General features: G+C 49.7%; 13 protein-coding genes. 6 read left to right on the forward strand and 7 right to left on the reverse strand.

Annotated features, from left to right (window positions below):
• Positions 1 to 486 precede the first annotated feature (486 nt).
• Together gltB and O4H47_RS15560 are read left to right on the forward strand one after the other, a co-directional pair.
• Positions 487 to 5,181, forward strand: a complete 4,695-nt coding sequence (gltB, locus tag O4H47_RS15555; protein ID WP_269394985.1) for a glutamate synthase large subunit — start codon at positions 487 to 489, stop codon at positions 5,179 to 5,181.
• Between the two features lie 14 nt (positions 5,182 to 5,195).
• On the forward strand, positions 5,196 to 6,623 hold the full coding sequence (locus O4H47_RS15560; protein ID WP_269394931.1) for a glutamate synthase subunit beta: 1,428 nt from the start codon (positions 5,196 to 5,198) through the stop codon (positions 6,621 to 6,623).
• Positions 6,624 to 6,691: 68 nt separating this feature from the next.
• On the opposite strand, the gene O4H47_RS15565 is transcribed toward O4H47_RS15560, so the two are convergent.
• Genes O4H47_RS15565 through galE form a run of 3 tightly spaced genes read right to left on the reverse strand, consistent with a single transcriptional unit; the run spans position 6,692 to position 10,131 of the window.
• On the reverse strand, positions 6,692 to 7,861 hold the full coding sequence (locus tag O4H47_RS15565) for a DUF459 domain-containing protein (RefSeq protein WP_269394932.1): 1,170 nt from the start codon (positions 7,859 to 7,861) through the stop codon (positions 6,692 to 6,694).
• A 15-nt stretch (positions 7,862 to 7,876) separates the two neighbouring features.
• Entirely contained in the window at positions 7,877 to 9,088 is a 1,212-nt protein-coding gene (locus O4H47_RS15570) for a lytic murein transglycosylase (protein ID WP_269394933.1), read from the reverse strand.
• 41 nt (positions 9,089 to 9,129) lie between these two features.
• Complete coding sequence (galE, locus tag O4H47_RS15575; protein WP_269394934.1) at positions 9,130 to 10,131, reverse strand: UDP-glucose 4-epimerase GalE; 1,002 nt, start codon at positions 10,129 to 10,131, stop codon at positions 9,130 to 9,132.
• Positions 10,132 to 10,238: 107 nt separating this feature from the next.
• Between galE and galU the strand changes: the two genes are divergently transcribed.
• Positions 10,239 to 11,141, forward strand: coding sequence for a UTP--glucose-1-phosphate uridylyltransferase GalU (galU, locus tag O4H47_RS15580; protein WP_269394935.1), 903 nt, complete (start codon positions 10,239 to 10,241; stop codon positions 11,139 to 11,141).
• On the opposite strand, the gene O4H47_RS15585 is transcribed toward galU, so the two are convergent.
• Positions 11,128 to 12,312, reverse strand: coding sequence for an outer membrane beta-barrel protein (locus tag O4H47_RS15585; RefSeq protein ID WP_269394936.1), 1,185 nt, complete (start codon positions 12,310 to 12,312; stop codon positions 11,128 to 11,130). The genes galU and O4H47_RS15585 overlap by 14 nt on opposite strands.
• Before the next feature lie 255 nt (positions 12,313 to 12,567).
• Here O4H47_RS15585 and O4H47_RS15590 point away from each other — a divergent pair, with 255 nt between their 5' ends.
• Together O4H47_RS15590 and O4H47_RS15595 are read left to right on the forward strand one after the other, a co-directional pair.
• Entirely contained in the window at positions 12,568 to 13,335 is a 768-nt protein-coding gene (locus O4H47_RS15590; RefSeq protein WP_269394937.1) for a motility protein A, read from the forward strand.
• A gap of 37 nt (positions 13,336 to 13,372) precedes the next feature.
• A complete protein-coding gene (locus O4H47_RS15595; protein WP_269394938.1) occupies positions 13,373 to 14,233 on the forward strand; it encodes an OmpA/MotB family protein in 861 nt (286 codons plus the stop codon).
• A gap of 54 nt (positions 14,234 to 14,287) precedes the next feature.
• Here the strand turns inward: O4H47_RS15595 and O4H47_RS15600 are convergent, their stop codons facing one another.
• Positions 14,288 to 14,737 (reverse strand): NfeD family protein, encoded by a 450-nt coding sequence (locus O4H47_RS15600; RefSeq protein ID WP_269394939.1) that lies wholly within the window; start codon positions 14,735 to 14,737, stop codon positions 14,288 to 14,290.
• 3 nt (positions 14,738 to 14,740) lie between these two features.
• Entirely contained in the window at positions 14,741 to 15,700 is a 960-nt protein-coding gene (locus O4H47_RS15605) for an SPFH domain-containing protein (RefSeq protein ID WP_269394940.1), read from the reverse strand.
• A gap of 93 nt (positions 15,701 to 15,793) precedes the next feature.
• Between O4H47_RS15605 and O4H47_RS15610 the strand changes: the two genes are divergently transcribed.
• Complete coding sequence (locus O4H47_RS15610; RefSeq protein WP_269394941.1) at positions 15,794 to 16,321, forward strand: CopD family copper resistance protein; 528 nt, start codon at positions 15,794 to 15,796, stop codon at positions 16,319 to 16,321.
• Between the two features lie 5 nt (positions 16,322 to 16,326).
• Here the strand turns inward: O4H47_RS15610 and hemH are convergent, their stop codons facing one another.
• Positions 16,327 to 17,352, reverse strand: coding sequence for a ferrochelatase (gene hemH / locus O4H47_RS15615; protein WP_269394942.1), 1,026 nt, complete (start codon positions 17,350 to 17,352; stop codon positions 16,327 to 16,329).
• Positions 17,353 to 17,449 lie beyond the last annotated feature (97 nt).

A 17,449-nucleotide genomic window follows, 5' to 3' on the forward strand; every position in this document is an offset into this window, starting at 1 on the left:
GCAACTAGTTCGTCTATTTCAATAGTACCTGATTCTATACAAACGACAGGCGCAGTTATTGCAAATTTACTGCGCCTGTTTCATCATTTACATTAAAGCTATTCTCGCACACTGCGACAAAAAAACTTATCCACCCGTCTTGCCCTTCTCTCAATTTTCTGGCAATCTCCCACTCAAAATAGGACAGCAATATTGTCCATTATAAAACACCGCGACGCCCATTTCTAATTTGTGATAGTTAGAGTGAGGTGTTGAACGTGTGTCAAATGTCGCTGGTAAAGCGCTAGGGGAGAGTTCGAAAATTCGAGCTCGTAAGTTGAACGGCAACAAGTCACTTGGCCGTTCTTTTGAAAATTGTTTGCGCAACGTCGCAACGAGCCGCTTGTGGTATTCCAACAAGCGACCCGAGCATGATGACCTGACCAATTTTTACCCATTCGGGTAAAAAGGACGACACTTTTGAAGGAGGGGCTTATGGCCAACAGCATGACAACATTGATGGGGAGCACATCGATGACCGCCAAATCTGCTTACAATGGCCGCCCTGCCAAACAGGGTCTATATGATCCTGCCAACGAACATGATGCGTGTGGTCTTGGCTTTATCGCCAATATTAACAACACAAAAACCCATGAGATCGTTCAAAATGGGTTGGATATTCTGATCAACCTCACCCACCGTGGTGCAGTAGGCGCTGACCCGCTAATGGGAGATGGGGCCGGCATGCTGGTACAAATCCCGCATGCGTTCTTCGCCAAATCCGTCAACTTCGATTTACCAAGCCAAGGCGAATATGCCGTGGCCATGCTGTTTTATCCAAATGACCCAGAGCTTAAAGAAAAGTGCGCTGCTAAACTGTTGGAATGCGCAAAGAAAGAAGGCATCGAGGTTCTTGGCTCACGCGAAGTGCCAACGGATAACTCATGTCTTTCTCAAGGTGTAATTGGAACGCAACCCATCATCGAGCAGGTTTTTCTCGCGCGCCCTGAGGGGATGGATGCCGACGCGTTTGAAACCAAACTGTTGATCACCCGCAAAGTCATCTCAAACACAATTTATGCAGCCTTGCCTGAGGCCGACAACGACAATGGATTTTATGTTGTGTCCATGTCCGCCCGCACAATTGTGTATAAAGGCATGTTCTTGGCCAATCAGTTGGGTCCATTTTATCCAGACCTAGCCGACAAAGATTTCACATCTGCATTGGCATTGGTGCACCAGCGTTTTTCAACCAACACTTTCCCTTCTTGGAAGCTTGCTCACCCTTATCGCTTTGTGGCCCACAATGGTGAGATCAACACCATTCGCGGCAACGTAAACTGGATGGCGGCACGTCAGGCTTCGGTTTCATCGGACCGGTTTGGCGATGATATCGAGAAAATCTGGCCAATTTCCTATGAGGGTCAATCAGATACAGCCTGTTTTGACAATGCTCTAGAATTCCTCGTGCGTGGTGGCTACGACCTGCCCCATGCTGCCATGATGATGGTGCCCCAAGCTTGGGCTGGCAACCCACTGATGAACGAAGAGCGCAAAGCGTTCTACGAATATCATGCTGCTATTATGGAACCTTGGGACGGCCCTGCGGCACTGACCATGACCGATGGTCGACGGATCGCTGCAACGCTTGACCGCAATGGATTGCGCCCCGCACGTTATTGCGTCACCAAAGGTGGCCAAATCATTCTTGCGTCCGAAGCAGGCGTTCTAGATATCCCAGAAGACCAAATCGTTGAAAAATGGCGCTTACAGCCAGGCAAAATGCTGCTCGTGGATTTGGAAGCTGGCAAAATCATTTCAGACGATGAAATCAAAACAAAACTTGCGCAGAAAAACCCTTACCAAAAATGGTTGGGGCGCACTCAAATTGTGCTCGAAGACGTGCCAGCCGTTGATCGTCATCCATTGAAATCTTCGGAAAGCCTGTTGGATCGCCAGCAAGCTTTTGGCTACACAACTGAAGACATCAAATTTCTGATGACCCCAATGGCCACAACTGGCCAAGAGGCAGTTGGCTCAATGGGTACAGATACGCCCATTTCAGCCCTTAGCGACAAATCAAAAGTTCTCTATAGCTATTTCAAACAGAACTTCGCGCAAGTGACCAACCCGCCGATCGATCCGATCCGGGAAGAAAGCGTGATGAGCTTGATCTCATTCATCGGCCCACGCCCGAACCTGTTTGATCTTGAGGGTCTATCCACCCAAAAACGGCTTGAAGTGCGTCAACCTATCCTCACCAATGAGGATCTAGAAAAGATCCGCACGATCGGAAATATTGGCGACAATCAGTTCCTGACCGAAACCATCGACATCACCTATGCGGCCGAAAAGGGCGCCGACTGGATGGAAGTGGCTTTGGAAGCTATTTGTGACCGTGCCGAAAGCGCTGTGCTTTTGGGCCTTAACATCATCGTTCTGTCAGACCGTTTGCTCAGCAACGACCGGATCGCCATACCAGCCCTTTTGGCAACGGCAGCCGTACACCACCACTTGATCCGCAAAGGTTTGCGCACATCTTGCGGATTGGTTGTTGAAACTGGTGAAGCCCGCGAAGTCCATCACTTTGCTGTGCTTGCCGGCTATGGCGCTGAAGCGATCAACCCCTATTTGGCATTTGAAACCATCGCAGCGCTTCAAGCTGAGGGTCAGTTCCCGCCTGAAGTGGATGAACATGAGTGCGTAGAGCGCTACATTAAATCCATTGGCAAAGGCCTACTAAAAGTCATGTCCAAAATGGGCATTTCAACTTTCCAATCTTATTGTGGTGCCCAGATTTTTGATGCTGTTGGCCTCTCCACTGAGTTTGTTGAAAAATTCTTCTTTGGCACGGGCACTTCGATTGAAGGCGTTGGTCTGAAAGAAGTGGCACGCGAGACCGTGGATCGCCATGCAATGGCGTTCGGTAATGACGCAACTTTGGCCCACTCACTGGACGTTGGTGGAGAATACCAATATCGCACACGCGGTGAAGCCCACGCTTGGTCTCCAAATGCAGTTGCTGACCTGCAGCACGCCGTGCGCACCGCCGAGCAATCACCGGCATCCGCACAGGCCAAATATGATGCCTTCGCCAAAGCCATCAATGACGCTTCGGCTGAGCTATTGAACATCCGCTCGCTATTTGAAATCAAACCGATTGGCGAGCCTATCGACATTTCAGAGGTTGAACCGGCCAACGAAATCGTCAAACGCTTTGCAACTGGTGCAATGTCTTTTGGATCGATCAGCCGCGAGGCACATACGTCACTTGCGGTCGCCATGAACAAAATCGGCGGCAAATCCAACACGGGTGAAGGTGGCGAAGAACCTGACCGCTATAACCCAATGCCCGATGGAACATCTAACCCGGAACGTTCAGCCATCAAACAAGTGGCGTCCGGCCGGTTTGGCGTAACCACAGACTATCTGGTCAACGCCGATATGATCCAAATTAAAGTGGCGCAAGGTGCAAAACCGGGCGAAGGCGGGCAATTGCCTGGCCACAAAGTGGATGCAGTGATCGCCCAAACGCGTCACTCAACACCAGGCGTTGGTCTAATTTCTCCACCGCCCCACCACGACATTTATTCAATCGAAGATTTGGCGCAGCTGATCTACGATCTGAAAAACGTCAACGAAAAAGCAGACATCTCAGTTAAGCTCGTATCGGAGCTGGGCGTGGGAACCGTTGCGGCTGGGGTGGCAAAGGCACATGCTGATCACATCACGATTTCTGGATTTGATGGCGGCACAGGTGCTTCTCCGCTCACTTCGCTTAAACATGCTGGCTCCCCTTGGGAAATTGGTTTGGCAGAAACGCACCAGACCCTGGTGCTCAACCGCCTGCGCTCTCGTGTGGCATTGCAAGTAGATGGCGGCTTTAAAACCGGTCGTGATGTTTTGATCGGTGCGCTTTTGGGTGCTGACGAGTTTGGTTTTGCTACCGCCCCATTAATTGCAGCGGGTTGCTTGATGATGCGCAAATGCCATCTCAACACTTGCCCGGTTGGCATTGCCACACAGGACCCCGTGTTGCGTAAGCGCTTTAAAGGCACGCCAGAGCACGTGATCAATTACTTCTTCTATGTCGCTGAAGAGCTTCGCCAACTCATGGCAGATATGGGCGCACGCACCATCAATGAATTGGTTGGCCGGTCAGATCTGCTTGCACAAAAACGTTCGGACGGTCATTGGAAAGCCCAAGGGATTGATGTCACCAAATTGTTCCACAAACCTGAACTTGTGGGCGACGACACATACTACCACTCTCAAGTTCAAGACCACGAACTTGAAGAGGTACTTGACCGCACAATAATTGAGAAGGCGTCCAAGGCGCTTGAAAGCGGCGAAGCAGTTAAGTTTGATATCGATATCAAATCCAAAAATCGCTCCGCAGGTGCTATGCTTTCTGGCGCTGTAGCGTCAAAATATGGTCTTGAAGGATTGCCAGAGGACACAATCGCTGTGAACCTTAAAGGCATCGCGGGCCAAGCCTTTGGTGCATTTTTGATGAATGGCGTAAGCTTTGACCTCGTGGGTGAAGCCAACGACTATGTGGGCAAAGGCCTTTCAGGTGGCCGCATTGTGGTGCGCCCTCCAGAAAACACCAACATCGTGCCTGAAAACGCGATCATTGTTGGCAACACAGTGCTTTATGGCGCGGTATCTGGAGAATGCTATTTCCGCGGCATCGCTGGCGAACGTTTTGCAGTGCGCAATTCAGGCGCTGTTGCGGTTGTTGAAGGCACAGGCGATCACGGTTGTGAATATATGACCGGCGGCATTGTTGTTGTGATTGGCGAAACGGGGCGCAATTTTGCAGCGGGCATGTCCGGCGGCGTCGCTTATGTTTTGGATGAAGATCAAACCTTCCGGTCTCGTTGCAACCTTGCAATGGTTGATATTGAGCCAGTTCTTGAAGAAGAAGAATTGATGCGCGAACACCACCACCACGGTGGCGACATCGAATGGCACGGTCGCGTCGACATTTCAGGCGACATGACCAAACACGATGACGAGCGTTTATATCAACTGATTTCAAACCATTTGCACTACACCGGTTCAACTCGCGCCAAGGACATTCTTGACGACTGGGAAAATTATCGGGGCAAATTTGTCAAAGTCATGCCGGTTGAATATCGCCGTGCCATCCTTGAGATGGAACAGCAAAAAAACCAGCAATCTTCGGCCAAAGCGTAAAAGGAGAAAGCAAGATGGGTAAGCACACAGGTTTTCTCGAAATTGATCGCCAAGAAGCACGGTATGAACCAGCATCAGACCGCATTCGGCACTATAATGAATTCACGGTTCCGCTCACCGAGGGCGAAATTGTGCGTCAGGCATCTCGTTGCATGGATTGCGGCATCCCCTATTGCCACGGCGATACCGGTTGCCCCGTAAACAACCAAATTCCTGATTGGAATGATTTGGTTTATCAACGCGATTGGGAACGCGCCGCGTTAAATCTGCACTCGACGAACAACTTCCCCGAATTCACGGGCCGCATTTGCCCCGCCCCTTGTGAAGAGGCTTGTACGCTAAACTTGGAAGACCAACCCGTCACCATCAAAACGGTTGAGCAAACCATTGCCGACCGCGCGATTAAGAACGGCTGGATCAAACCACAACCTGCCAAAAAGAAAACCGGCAAAAAAGTCGCCATCGTCGGTTCAGGCCCTGCGGGTCTGGCTGCCGCCCAACAATTGGCGCGCGCCGGTCACGAAGTGCATCTTTTTGAGCGCGAAGCAAAAGCTGGTGGACTGCTCCGCTATGGCATTCCTGACTTCAAGATGGAAAAAAGCCATATCGACTTCCGCGTCGAACAGATGGAAGCCGAAGGTGTTACCTTCCACTACAATGAAAATATCGGCGTAACACGCACAATTGAAAACCTAAAAAGCAACCACGATGCCGTTCTTTTGTGCGGTGGTTCAGAGCATCCGCGTGACCCGGGTTGTGAGGGCGAGAAACTGGTTGGCGTCCACTATGCGATGCCGTTTTTGGTTCAGCAAAATAAACGCAATGGCGGCGAGAATGTCGACGATCTTGATCCGATCCTTGCGACGGGTAAAAAAGTTGTGGTTATCGGTGGTGGGGACACAGCGTCTGACTGTGTGGGCACATCATTCCGTCAGGGTGCTGTTTCTGTCACCCAACTTGATATTCGCCCTCAGCCACCTGAAAAAGAAGACAAACTGACATCGTGGCCTAACTGGGCCATCAAAATGCGCACCTCATCATCGCAAGCTGAAGGCGCAAACCGAGAGTTTCAAGCAGCAACGCTTGAGATCATGGCCGACAAAATGGGTCATGTGAACGGCGTCAAATGCTCCCGCGTTGACAAAGCACGCAAACCGGTAGATGGCGGCGAGTTCATTTTGAAAGCAGATCTGGTGCTTATGGCGATCGGCTTTGCCCATCCTGTTTTTGAAGGCATGCTGGAAGAATTGGGCGCGGACTTAGATCCACGTAAAAATCTCTTTGCCGATACCATGTCCTATAAAACAAGCGTGGACGGTGTTTACGCTGCAGGAGACATGCGCCGGGGCCAGTCCTTGGTGGTGTGGGCAATCCGCGAGGGCCGACAGGCCGCACGCTCGATTGACTTTGATCTCATGGGAAAAACAAGTCTGCCGCGCTGAACCCACAATCAGTGCGAATGACTTGGCAAAAGCCGGCATCAATGTGACCCCATCGATGCTGGCTTTTTTTATTCTTGCGGCGCGTCCGTTTCCGCGACTTCGCCAACCCCAAAGGCATCTGCCCGGCCTTTAGGGGCAACAAACATTTGTTCGAGCGGTAAAGGTTGTTGTTGCGGTGTCGTGGCCCGAACCAATTCGCCACTAGACCGGCGAACTTCGCCCAGTTCTCGCACCGCCCCTGCCAGTTCTAGCTTGCGAATTTGCGCAATGCCTTGAAAAGGTGGTCGCAACATATCAAAAGCGTCAGTGCCAACCAGCGGATCCACCACCGCAATGCTGATCTCGCCACCGCGATAATATTGTTGAATCATTTTATCGATAAAGAATGCTGCCTTGTCACTACCCGCAGACGAAAGATGGATACCATCACTCTTGCGCATCAAAACATTTTGCCCATTTAAGTCTGGTCCATAAGACGTATAACCGCCCTCTTCATTCGCAAATCGTTCGTAAATATCCACATAATCCGCCCCATTGGCAAAGGCCGTCAACCGATGAAGGGATGTTATTTGGCTCATGGATTTTGAATAAGACGTTTTGCTCATGGGCGGCAACCCCATCCAAACGACAGGTTTTTTGGCGTCGCTAAGCTTGCGCAAGAACAGGTTCAACCGTCGCTCATATTCTAAACGCCATCCATCAGTCAGCGGTTCAAATCGCCCTTCTGCGGACTTAATCTCTTGGCGATCATTAATCCCAATTGCGACCACAACCAGATCGAACTTTAAGGTCGCCAAATAGTCATCAATCGCAGCGTTCCAATCAAAATAATCGTCCCGCACAAAACCTGAAGACCCCACGCCTTTGCTGACAATCGCCAATTGGGTTTCCTTGGCATAAAAGCGGTCCAGTGCCTTGGCCAAATCAATCGCCAAACTATCACCAACTACGAGAAGAACCTTTGCATCGGGTTCCTTCTCTATCATTTTGATCACCGGCACTGTTGTAATGCTAGGTGACGACTTCCGTTTGGTCGTCGTTTTTTTGGGTGGCGCCGCTTTTTCCTTTGCAGATTTGTTTCGACCAAACAGCACATCAAACAGCGAGCGTTTCTTTGGTTTCTCCGCCTGTGCAACTTCAATGCGATCTTGCGCAAACACAACGTTGCCCCACGTTGGCAACGTAAGTGGTGCCAAAATCAGCAAAAACAACAATGTGATTCGAAGTATCCGGGCCATTAAACAGATCGCAAATCAGTTAGAATTCATGACACTATTATAGACACCAATCGTGGCAAAGCCATCTGCTAAGTGCCCGTGGCGTTTTTGCCATTGCCGCAGTGCATCTTGGCTAATTGGACCAAAGCGTCCATCCAGTTTATCGGCGTAAAAACCAAGCTTCATCATTCGCTTTTGCAGTTCTATCCTTTGCTGACGGTTTAGGAATTTTGCTTGCCGGGGCCAACTGTTCACAAATGGCCCTGCCCCTTTAAGTCGATCCGTCAAATGGGCGACTGCCAACGCATAAGAATCCGCAAAGTTATAGCCTTTGAGTGCCAAATAATTCTGTGTCATCAAAAATTTAGGCCCACCGGCCCCAGCTGGCACATATAAAAAGACCTGCTCGTCCAAATCCCCAAATTTGCGCCGCTTGACCCTTGTAACGCCACGCTCTGCAAAAAATGAAATGGATCGTAATTGAGTTCGGCCAGCCAACATATAGTCAAACCCTTTTGGAAGATCGACTTCATAGCCCCAATCTTGGCCTGGCTGATAACCAACACCCAATAGCCATTTTGCGCTAGACGCTAACGCATCGCCTAGTGAGCCGTGCGGGTCGCGTTTGCCATCCCCATCAAAATCCGTTCCATGGGTCAGGAAAGCACTTGGCATAATCTGCAAATGACCAAGAGCACCCGCCCATGAGCCCTTTAAGCCAGATACTGGTGCCTCGCCGCGCGCATAAATCTGTAGTGCGGCGATCAGCTCGGCTTCGTCCAGCTTTACCCGACCACGCCTTTGATGCACCAGGCTAAACAGCGAACGCAAAACCGGCTTGAAATAGCGATCATTATTCATGATCGCACCATAATCGGTCTCAACACCCCAAATGGCTGCCAACATGTATGGATCAACTCCATATGCATTGCCAACACGATTGAAAAGCGCCTCGTTTTTGCCAAACGCGGAACGCCCACGTTCAATCCGATCTGCGGTGATGCGCTGATCCAAATAAGACCAAACCGGCTTTTCAAATTCAGGCTGGCTGCCTTGGGACACTTTTATTGATGGGTCAGGTTTTAAGCCCTTTGTTGCTGCGCGATAAACTGTTTTGGGTATGCCTGCCGACAGTGCTTTTTTCTCAAAGCCAACCAAAAATTGGTCAAAGCTCTCTTGAGGGGCAGAAAACGCCACCCCAGAAAACGCTGCATAGACAACAGCGAGAAAAACAACAACAAAGCGCATATGGGCCTCCCAACGTCGTGGAGGGAATAATGACAGTTGTTTTAGCCCATTTCAGGGCGATCATTGCGCGTTAGGAGATATTTTTCCCAGCCGAACGCGTGCTCCACAATTTCCCGCAAATCATCATGTTTTGGCTCCCAGCCAAGCACAGAACGTGCGCGATCCGCTTGCGCAACGATGGCTGCAGGGTCACCAGCACGCCGTCCAGTTTCTTCGGCAACAAAGTCAACACCCGTCACTTTCTTGACCACATTGACCACCTCACGGACACTATAGCCACGTCCATAACCGCAATTCATTGTGGTGCTTTCGCCCCCATTGCGCAAATAGTCGAGCAGCAACGCGTGTGCTTCGGCCAAATCGGTGACATGAATATAGTCCCGAATGCCTGTTCCATCAGGCGTATCGTAATCCGTGCCAAAAATCTTCATTTTGTCACGTTGCGCAAGAGCTGTTTGGCACGCCACCTTGATCAAATGTGTGGCCAAGGGGGTTGATTGGCCCGAGCGCCCTTGTGGGTCCGCCCCCGCAACGTTGAAGTACCGCAACACGCCATATTTTATGTCATGGGAAAATGCTACGTCTTCCAACATCATTTCGCTCATTAGCTTGGAGCGCGCATATGGAGATTGTGGGCTAAGCGGATTATCTTCCCCAACGGGTTCCAAACCGGCCATGCCATAAACCGCAGCGGTAGATGAAAAAATGAAGTTCTTCACACCCGCGTTAACAGCAGCCTCAATTAAATTTCGCGTCGTCGCCGTATTATTTTGATAGTACTTCAGCGGGTTCTCAACCGACTCGGGCACAACAATTGACCCGGCAAAATGCAAGATAGATTTGATGCCACGTTCCTGCAGCAGCGCGGTCACATTTTCAACATCGCCAGCATTGCCTTCAACAAAATCAACGCGGTCGTCGATGGCCCATTGGAAGCCTGTTGTCAGATTGTCTAATACAGTAACTTTTTCACCTGCATCCGCCAAACGCAAAACTGTATGCCCGCCAATATAGCCAGCACCGCCTGTCACCAAAATGCTCATTGCACGTCCTCAAACATTGTTAATCACTTCCCGTCTATCACTTGAAGGGTTGCGATTGCATTACACAATGACTAGTTGTGTTACAAATACTGTCAAAGGAAAACCCATTGAGCAAAAAAGTCCGCACAGCCGTTTTTCCCGTCGCCGGCCTTGGCACACGCTTTCTGCCTGCGACCAAAGCCATGCCCAAAGAAATGCTGCCCGTTGTCGATAAGCCGTTGATTCAATATGCGGTTGATGAGGCACGTGAAGCCGGAATTGAGCACTTCGTATTTGTGACAGGTCGCAATAAGGGCGTTATTGAAGACCATTTTGACCGGCAAGTTGAACTGGAAATCACCCTCCACCAACGTCAAAAACACGACATGTTGAAAATGTTGGGCGAAGGTTTGCCAAAACCGGGCCAAACAAGTTTCACCCGCCAGCAGGAACCAATGGGCTTGGGACACGCGGTCTGGTGCGCGCGCGACATTGTGGGCAACGAACCCTTTGCGCTGCTGCTGCCGGACATGTTGATGCGGTCAAAACCGGGCGTTTTGAGCCAAATGATGGAAAGCTACAATGAGCGTGGCGGCAATATTATTGCTGTTGAAGAGGTTGAGCCAAACGATGTCAGCTCTTACGGCGTAGTTGGCCGCGGAGAAGGCCCGGACAAAGGCTTTGCAATCTCTGAGATGGTTGAAAAACCTGCGGTTGATCAAGCGCCCTCAAATCTTATTATTTCAGGCCGCTATATTTTGCAGCCCGAGGTGTTTGATCTCCTGAGCAAACAGTCCAAAGGCGCAGGCGGCGAAATCCAAATCACAGATGCCATGGTCACTTTGATGAATGAGCAAAACTTTACCGGCGTCAAATATGATGGTCACAGTTTTGACTGCGGATCTAAAGTTGGATTTCTCACCGCCAATGTTATTTTTGCGATGGATCGCGACGATATTGCTGACGAATTTAAGCAAGAATTGCGTACAGTTGCGGCCCAATTGCTCAAAAACTTCTCTATTGGCGACTAAAACGCAAACCCGCTTCAAGCTTATGTGTGCGTAGAACCGCTGCGGGCTCTTCGCGGAACGCAAAACTGTAATTGGCAAAAGCAGACAATTGCTTATTGGCCTGATATTGCACGCCAAGCCCGGCACGGCTGGTCAGTATCTGATCAACGCTTGATTGATAGTGCTGGCGTTCAACTTCACCAAACATAGAAATTTGGGTACGCGAATTCATCTGATGATTGAATGTAAGGCGTCCCGTGTCCACAATGCGCATCGGCTCGCCGGCAACAGTTGATGGGCTAACGCTCGTGTTCGCATCTAGACTGAATTGCGAGGTATCGGTTGCCTGCCATTGCAATGCAGCATTGTAAGTAAACGTTTGAACCGCATCCAAACTCGCATCGTCAAATGTTTGGCGCAATTGCCCCAAAGAAATATCGCCGCGCAGCCGCTCGTCAAAATTCAATGAAGCACCGACCTGAGCTTCATAGGACCAATTGTTACGCGACGCGGCAAGAGCTGCGGACCCAGCATCATAGCGCGATCGGTTCAGCTGCGTATCCACAAATATCCCGATTTTAGGCGTGAGCTCGCGCGAAATGCGCCCACCGACCCCATAGGTCCAAGCATTATTCTCAGCGTTGGATTGCAGCGCACCATCATTTAACTGTGATGCTGCCGTCTGAGATCGACCAACAGACCCACGCAATTGCACGCCCGTCTTGCTGAACTGGTGGCTGTAGCTGCCATTCAGACCAAGTTGTTGATCATGCCCACCAATTTTTACGCCTGTTGGCAGATCAGGATCGGATGATTGAGGTTGAGAAAGATTATAGGACAAACCAAATCCCAACTGAGAATGCTGGTTCAGCTGCTGGCCAAAGTTGCTCTGCAACCCTAGTGATCTTGGCGTGAAATGCTCAGCACCCATTTGATCCAGCACCATATTGCCGCTTAGGCTAGCGGTAAAATCGTCGCCTTGTCTTTGCAAACTAAACTCAGGGGCTGCCACAAGAAAATGGGACGTGGTGCCTGACGCATTTTCAAATCCACCGCGCAAACTGATCGCGCTCGTTAGATCCCAATCCCCTAAAACAGCCTGTGCATGGCTGATGGACGGCAATGTACCGACGCCAAAAAACAGAACAATCGCCAGTGATCGCCGCAAGCTGGCATTTGAGTTTGTTGACACGTTTTTCGCCGCTCATGATTGGAAAATCTTCTTTCGCATCCTGATATATTATGGTTAACGAACTGATAAAATCGACAAGCAGATTTTTAGAAAAACTGACGATATTCAAGGACTTGCACTGCAGCGCAGGCCAACGCAATTGAGCATCACTCACCCCCGTTATTAACAGCTGATTAGCCTTAACGATGTACACTGCACCCAATTGAATTGACCTAGCGCCCGCGTATTTTGGGCTGCAGTAAGGAGTAAGGTCGCATGGATTTAGCCACCATTCTGGGCATGTTAGCCGGCGCCGGCTTTATTTTCCTCGCCATCTTTATGGGCGGTTCGATCACCCAGTTTATCGATCCACCATCCATGATGATTGTGGTCGGCGGCGGACTGGCTGCAACACTTATTCGTTTCCCACTCGCTGGCGTTGTAACCGCATTCGGAACCGGCGGCAAAGTTGCGTTTACCCACAAAAAAGTCGACCCGAGAGAGCTGATAGAACAAATCGCAGAAATGGGCGATATCGTACGCAAAAATGGCCCACTTGGACTGGAAAACGTCGAGGTTGACGATGCAAACCTAAAAAAGGGCGCGCAATATATCGCTGATGGATATGACGCCGGGTTTATTCGCGAAACAATGGAATTGGAACGCGATCAATTCACCACACGTTTGTCAGAGGGCCAACGCGTGTTCAAATCCTTGGGTGATGCGGCTCCAGCTTTTGGGATGATCGGCACACTTGTGGGCTTGGTGCAAATGTTGGCCAACATGTCTGACCCTGCAGCCATTGGCCCTGCGATGGCGATCGCTTTGTTGACCACACTCTATGGCGCGGTTTTGGCCAACCTTGTTTGTCTGCCGATTTCAGACAAACTCACAGCAAAACTAGCGCTTGAGGATATCAACCAAACCCTGATCATTGACGGCATTATGTCGATCCGCGACGGCAAAAGCCCGGCACTCATCAAAGAGATGTTGACCGCCTATTTGCCTGAAAAAATGCGCGAGAGTTTGGATGAGGCGGCTTAAAGCGGCCCAACAATATAATGACTAGAGGAACCAGATAATGGGCAAAAAGAAAGAAAAGGCGGCTGGCGGGAGTGACATCCCCGAATGGCTCGTCACATTTGCCGATCTCATGTCCATTCTGGTGTGTTTCTTTGTTTTGATCATTTCATTTTCCATTCAAGATGATGAAAAACTGCAGGTCGTTGCAGGCTCCATGAAGGATGCATTTGGTGTCATCAAAACGGAAGCTAAAGCGGGTATTATTGAACGCGATGGCAACCCGCAACGTGATTTTGTGAAATCCGTTACAACTGAAGAGAGCACCAACCAAACCGAATTTGCCGAGATTAAACACAATGAACGCTCCAAACAGGGGCCAGAGGCAAATACCCACGATATTGAAAAGTCCGACGTGGAAACCCCGCGTGAGTTCGCTTTGGCCACAACAACCTTGCGTCAAGCCTGGCAAGAACTGCCTGATATTACCTTTGTTGCTGACAATTTGCTGATTGAGGAAACGGAAGAAGGACTGCACATCCAAATCGTGGACCAAGAAGGTCGCACCATGTTCCCTGAAGGATCAAAATATCCCTATGAGGTGACGCGCCAAGCTATCGCTATCATGACCCCAATTTTAAAAAGCTTGCCAAACCAAATTAGGGTCACCGGGCACACAGCCGCCGGCGCTTCTTACCACACGGCCTCCTATGGGCCTTGGGAACTATCATCTGATCGAGCGAATGTTGTGCGTCGCCTAATGGAAGAATTTGGCATGCCATCTGAGCGCATTTTTTCCGTGGTCGGCAAAGGGGACGCAGACCCACTCTTTCCAAACGATCCCTACCTTTCGGCAAATCGCAGAATATCAATTCTTGTGATGCAAGAAAGCCCACCGGTACCGATTGAGCTAAAACCATAAAAAAAGGCGCCGAATGTGGCGCCCTTTTTTTTGCAATGCTAACGAATGCTTTTGTTAAACCGCTTCAACATGGAGCATGGTTGCCTCTACGGAGGTCACTTTGACCTTGGTGCCTTTGGCCAATTCTGGCCCCGTGACCCGCCAAAAACTATCACCAACCTTTAACGATCCAATGCCATCAACGATGGGTTCATCAAGGCTAAAAACTTGCCCGATGAGCTTTTCGTTTCTGGCATTTAGAAATGGTCGGTCCGATACATCTTTGCGCCCTTTGAAGTATAGTGTCCAAACCGCAACGCATGAAACTGAAAGTACAGCAAACAAAATCCACTGCATTTGCCAGTTCAATGCTTGTGTGAGCGTGGCCAAACCCACCAATACCGCAGCAAGGCCAAACCAAACAAAAATACCACCAGGAACAACCAGTTCAATTGCCAACAGCACAAAACCGCCAATGACCCACGACCAGCCGCCATATTCAATAATCAGTGCCACTAGATCCATCTTCTAGCTCTCCGAGTTGGGGACACGGCCCGTCTGGCGTTTGGGCTTATCGCCCCCAAATGCTTCACGCGCAATTTCAGCGATACCGCCAACGGCGCCAATCACATTTGCCGCCTCTATTGGCATCATTAGAACCTTCTGATTTGGAGATTTGGCGATACTTTCAAGTGCCTTGATATAATTATTCGCAACAAAATAATTTACCGCCTGCACATCGCCCTGCGCGATCGCTTCAGAAACCATTTGGGTGGCCTTTGCTTCAGCTTCAGCTGCCCGTTCACGCGCTTCAGCATCACGAAAAGCTGCTTCTTTGCGTCCTTCAGCTTCCAACACTTGCGCTTGCTTTTCGCCCTCGGCTTCCAAAATCGCGCTTTGTCGCTTCCCTTCGCTTTCCAAGATCGTCGCGCGTTTTTCCCGCTCAGCTTTCATTTGGCGAGCCATAGACTCAACCAGATCTTTGGGCGGATCAATGTCTTTGATCTCGATCCTCGTGATTTTGACGCCCCATGGAGAAACGGCAGCGTCCACAACATGCAGCAAACGCTGATTAATCTCGTCACGGTTCGACAGCAATTCATCCAAATCCATCGAGCCCATCACTGTACGGATGTTGGTCATCGTCAGATTCAAAATCGCATGTTCAAGGTTGTTGACTTCATATGCAGCCGCCGCCGCATCCATCACTTGAAAAAATGTCACGCCGTTCGCGGTAACGGTCGCATTGTCGCGGGTGATCACCTCTTGGTGAGGCACATCCAACACCTGCTCCATCATATTGATCTTGCGACCAACACCATCCACAAATGGAATAATCAGGCTCAAACCAGGTCGCAATGTGCGCGTGTAACGCCCAAAACGTTCAATGGTGTAATTATACCCTTGGGTGACCGTTTTGACACCGGCAACAAGCACCATCACAACCAATACCGCGCCAACAATTATCGCGATTGAAAACCCGTCCATCATATTCTCCAAACAATTCCGCTAACAATTATCTAGGGACAATGGTCCCAAATCTCAAGAAACTCAACGTTTTCCTTTGTGAACGATCACATTTTGATTGCAATTGATCTAGGTCATTTTTATTATGACAATAACAATCAACTTAAAATTGCCAATCAATCGTCATCCAAAGGTGAACGCATGCTCTATCCTATAGCCCTCATCACGCACTTGCTTTGCGCATGCGCCTTTATTGGTGTCGTTTTTTTTGAGGTGTTCATTCTTGAAGGCATGCGTCACCACATCTCGCATAGCACCATGGTCGAAATTGAAACCGGATTGGTAGCGCGCGCCCGCCAAATTATGCCTTACATCGTTGGTACACTGTTCCTAAGCGGCGGTTATTTGGGATACACACAATTCCAGGGTATGGGCGTACTCTGGCAAGACAGCTTCTCGATTTTGCTTAGCATCAAAATTTTGCTTGCACTCAGTGTGCTGGGACATTTCGTCTGGGCACTGACCAACGCAAAAAACGGATGTATGAACTCTACCAAGTTTCAACTAACCCACATTAGCGTGTTTACCCACATGGTGCTGATCGTCATTTTAGCAAAGGGTATGTTTTACTTCAGTTGGTGACCCGCCTAGAGCCAGCCCGAAAGCTCGCGTCGGACCACATCTTCGATCACCTGCATGCCCAACTCGCTATCGTTCAGACAAGGGATATAGGCAAAATGTTCACCGCCCGCGTCCATAAATTCTTCACGACCTTCCATGGCGATTTCTTCTAGTGTCTCAAGACAGTCAACAGAAAATCCAGGGGTTAAAATGGCGACCTTCTTGATCCCCTTTGCGGGCAACGCCTCAAGCGTTTTGTCCGTATAAGGCTGCAACCATTCTTCAGGCCCAAATCGGGACTGAAATGTCACCATCAATTTGTCTTCAGCCCAGCCAAGTTTTTCGCGCACCAGCCGCGTCGATTTATAGCATTGGCAATGATAGGGGTCGCCCTTCATCAAATAGCTTTTGGGCACCCCATGATAGGAAGTGATCACCAAGTCAGGCTCAAAATCAAGTTTGGCCAAACCATCTTCGATCGATTGTGCGATCGCATCAATATAGGCATCTGTTTCAAAATATGCAGGTGCTGTGCGCACTGCGGGTTGCCAGCGCATTTTTTTCAGCGCGTCAAAAGCTTTGTCATTGGCTGTCGCCGTCGTTGCCGCTGAATATTGTGGGTAGAGTGGCACCAATAAAATCTTATCGCATCCTTGTGCCTGCAAAGCCTCAAGTTTGGACTGAGTGGATGGATTGCCATAGCGCATCGCATAATCGACAATCACATTTTCCTCGCCGGACATGGCAGCTTTTAGAGCTTGCACCTGACCTTCAGATATTACGCGCAGCGGACTGTCGTTTTTCTCTCGGTCCCAGATCTTGTCGTATGCAGCGCCAGATTTTTTTGGCCGCACCGTCAGAATGATACCGTTCAAAATCGGCCACCAAATCAGCTTCGGTATCTCAATTACCCGAGCGTCGGACAAGAACTCTTTGAGATAACGACGCATAGACCAATAGTCGGTTGCATCAGGCGTTCCTAAATTCAACAAGAGAACGCCAACTTTTTTTGGCGCAACAGCGGGATGGTCTTTTGGAAGATGCGACGTCATTTTGCCTCGTTGCTTTTATGTGTTTGGCGTCTTGGAAGGTTTGAAGCAACATAAAGAGCGCGACCGCAAATTGCAGTGCACCAATTGTCGCATTATC

The organism is Maritalea porphyrae (genome assembly GCF_027213965.1).
Lineage (GTDB): Bacteria > Pseudomonadota > Alphaproteobacteria > Rhizobiales > Devosiaceae > Maritalea > Maritalea porphyrae_A.

What these genes read in the sequence shown, in the direction of transcription:
- O4H47_RS15570 (WP_269394933.1), bottom strand. Translation starts at nt 9,088, where the DNA reads ATGCGCTTTGTTGTTGTTTTTCTCGCTGTTGTCTATGCAGCGTTTTCT.
- O4H47_RS15560 (WP_269394931.1), top strand. Translation starts at nt 5,196, where the DNA reads ATGGGTAAGCACACAGGTTTTCTCGAAATTGATCGCCAAGAAGCACGG.
- O4H47_RS15605 (WP_269394940.1), bottom strand. Translation starts at nt 15,700, where the DNA reads ATGGACGGGTTTTCAATCGCGATAATTGTTGGCGCGGTATTGGTTGTG.
- galE (WP_269394934.1), bottom strand. Translation starts at nt 10,131, where the DNA reads ATGAGCATTTTGGTGACAGGCGGTGCTGGCTATATTGGCGGGCATACA.
- O4H47_RS15590 (WP_269394937.1), top strand. Translation starts at nt 12,568, where the DNA reads ATGGATTTAGCCACCATTCTGGGCATGTTAGCCGGCGCCGGCTTTATT.
- gltB (WP_269394985.1), top strand. Translation starts at nt 487, where the DNA reads ATGACAACATTGATGGGGAGCACATCGATGACCGCCAAATCTGCTTAC.
- O4H47_RS15565 (WP_269394932.1), bottom strand. Translation starts at nt 7,861, where the DNA reads ATGGCCCGGATACTTCGAATCACATTGTTGTTTTTGCTGATTTTGGCA.
- hemH (WP_269394942.1), bottom strand. Translation starts at nt 17,352, where the DNA reads ATGACGTCGCATCTTCCAAAAGACCATCCCGCTGTTGCGCCAAAAAAA.
- O4H47_RS15595 (WP_269394938.1), top strand. Translation starts at nt 13,373, where the DNA reads ATGGGCAAAAAGAAAGAAAAGGCGGCTGGCGGGAGTGACATCCCCGAA.
- O4H47_RS15600 (WP_269394939.1), bottom strand. Translation starts at nt 14,737, where the DNA reads ATGGATCTAGTGGCACTGATTATTGAATATGGCGGCTGGTCGTGGGTC.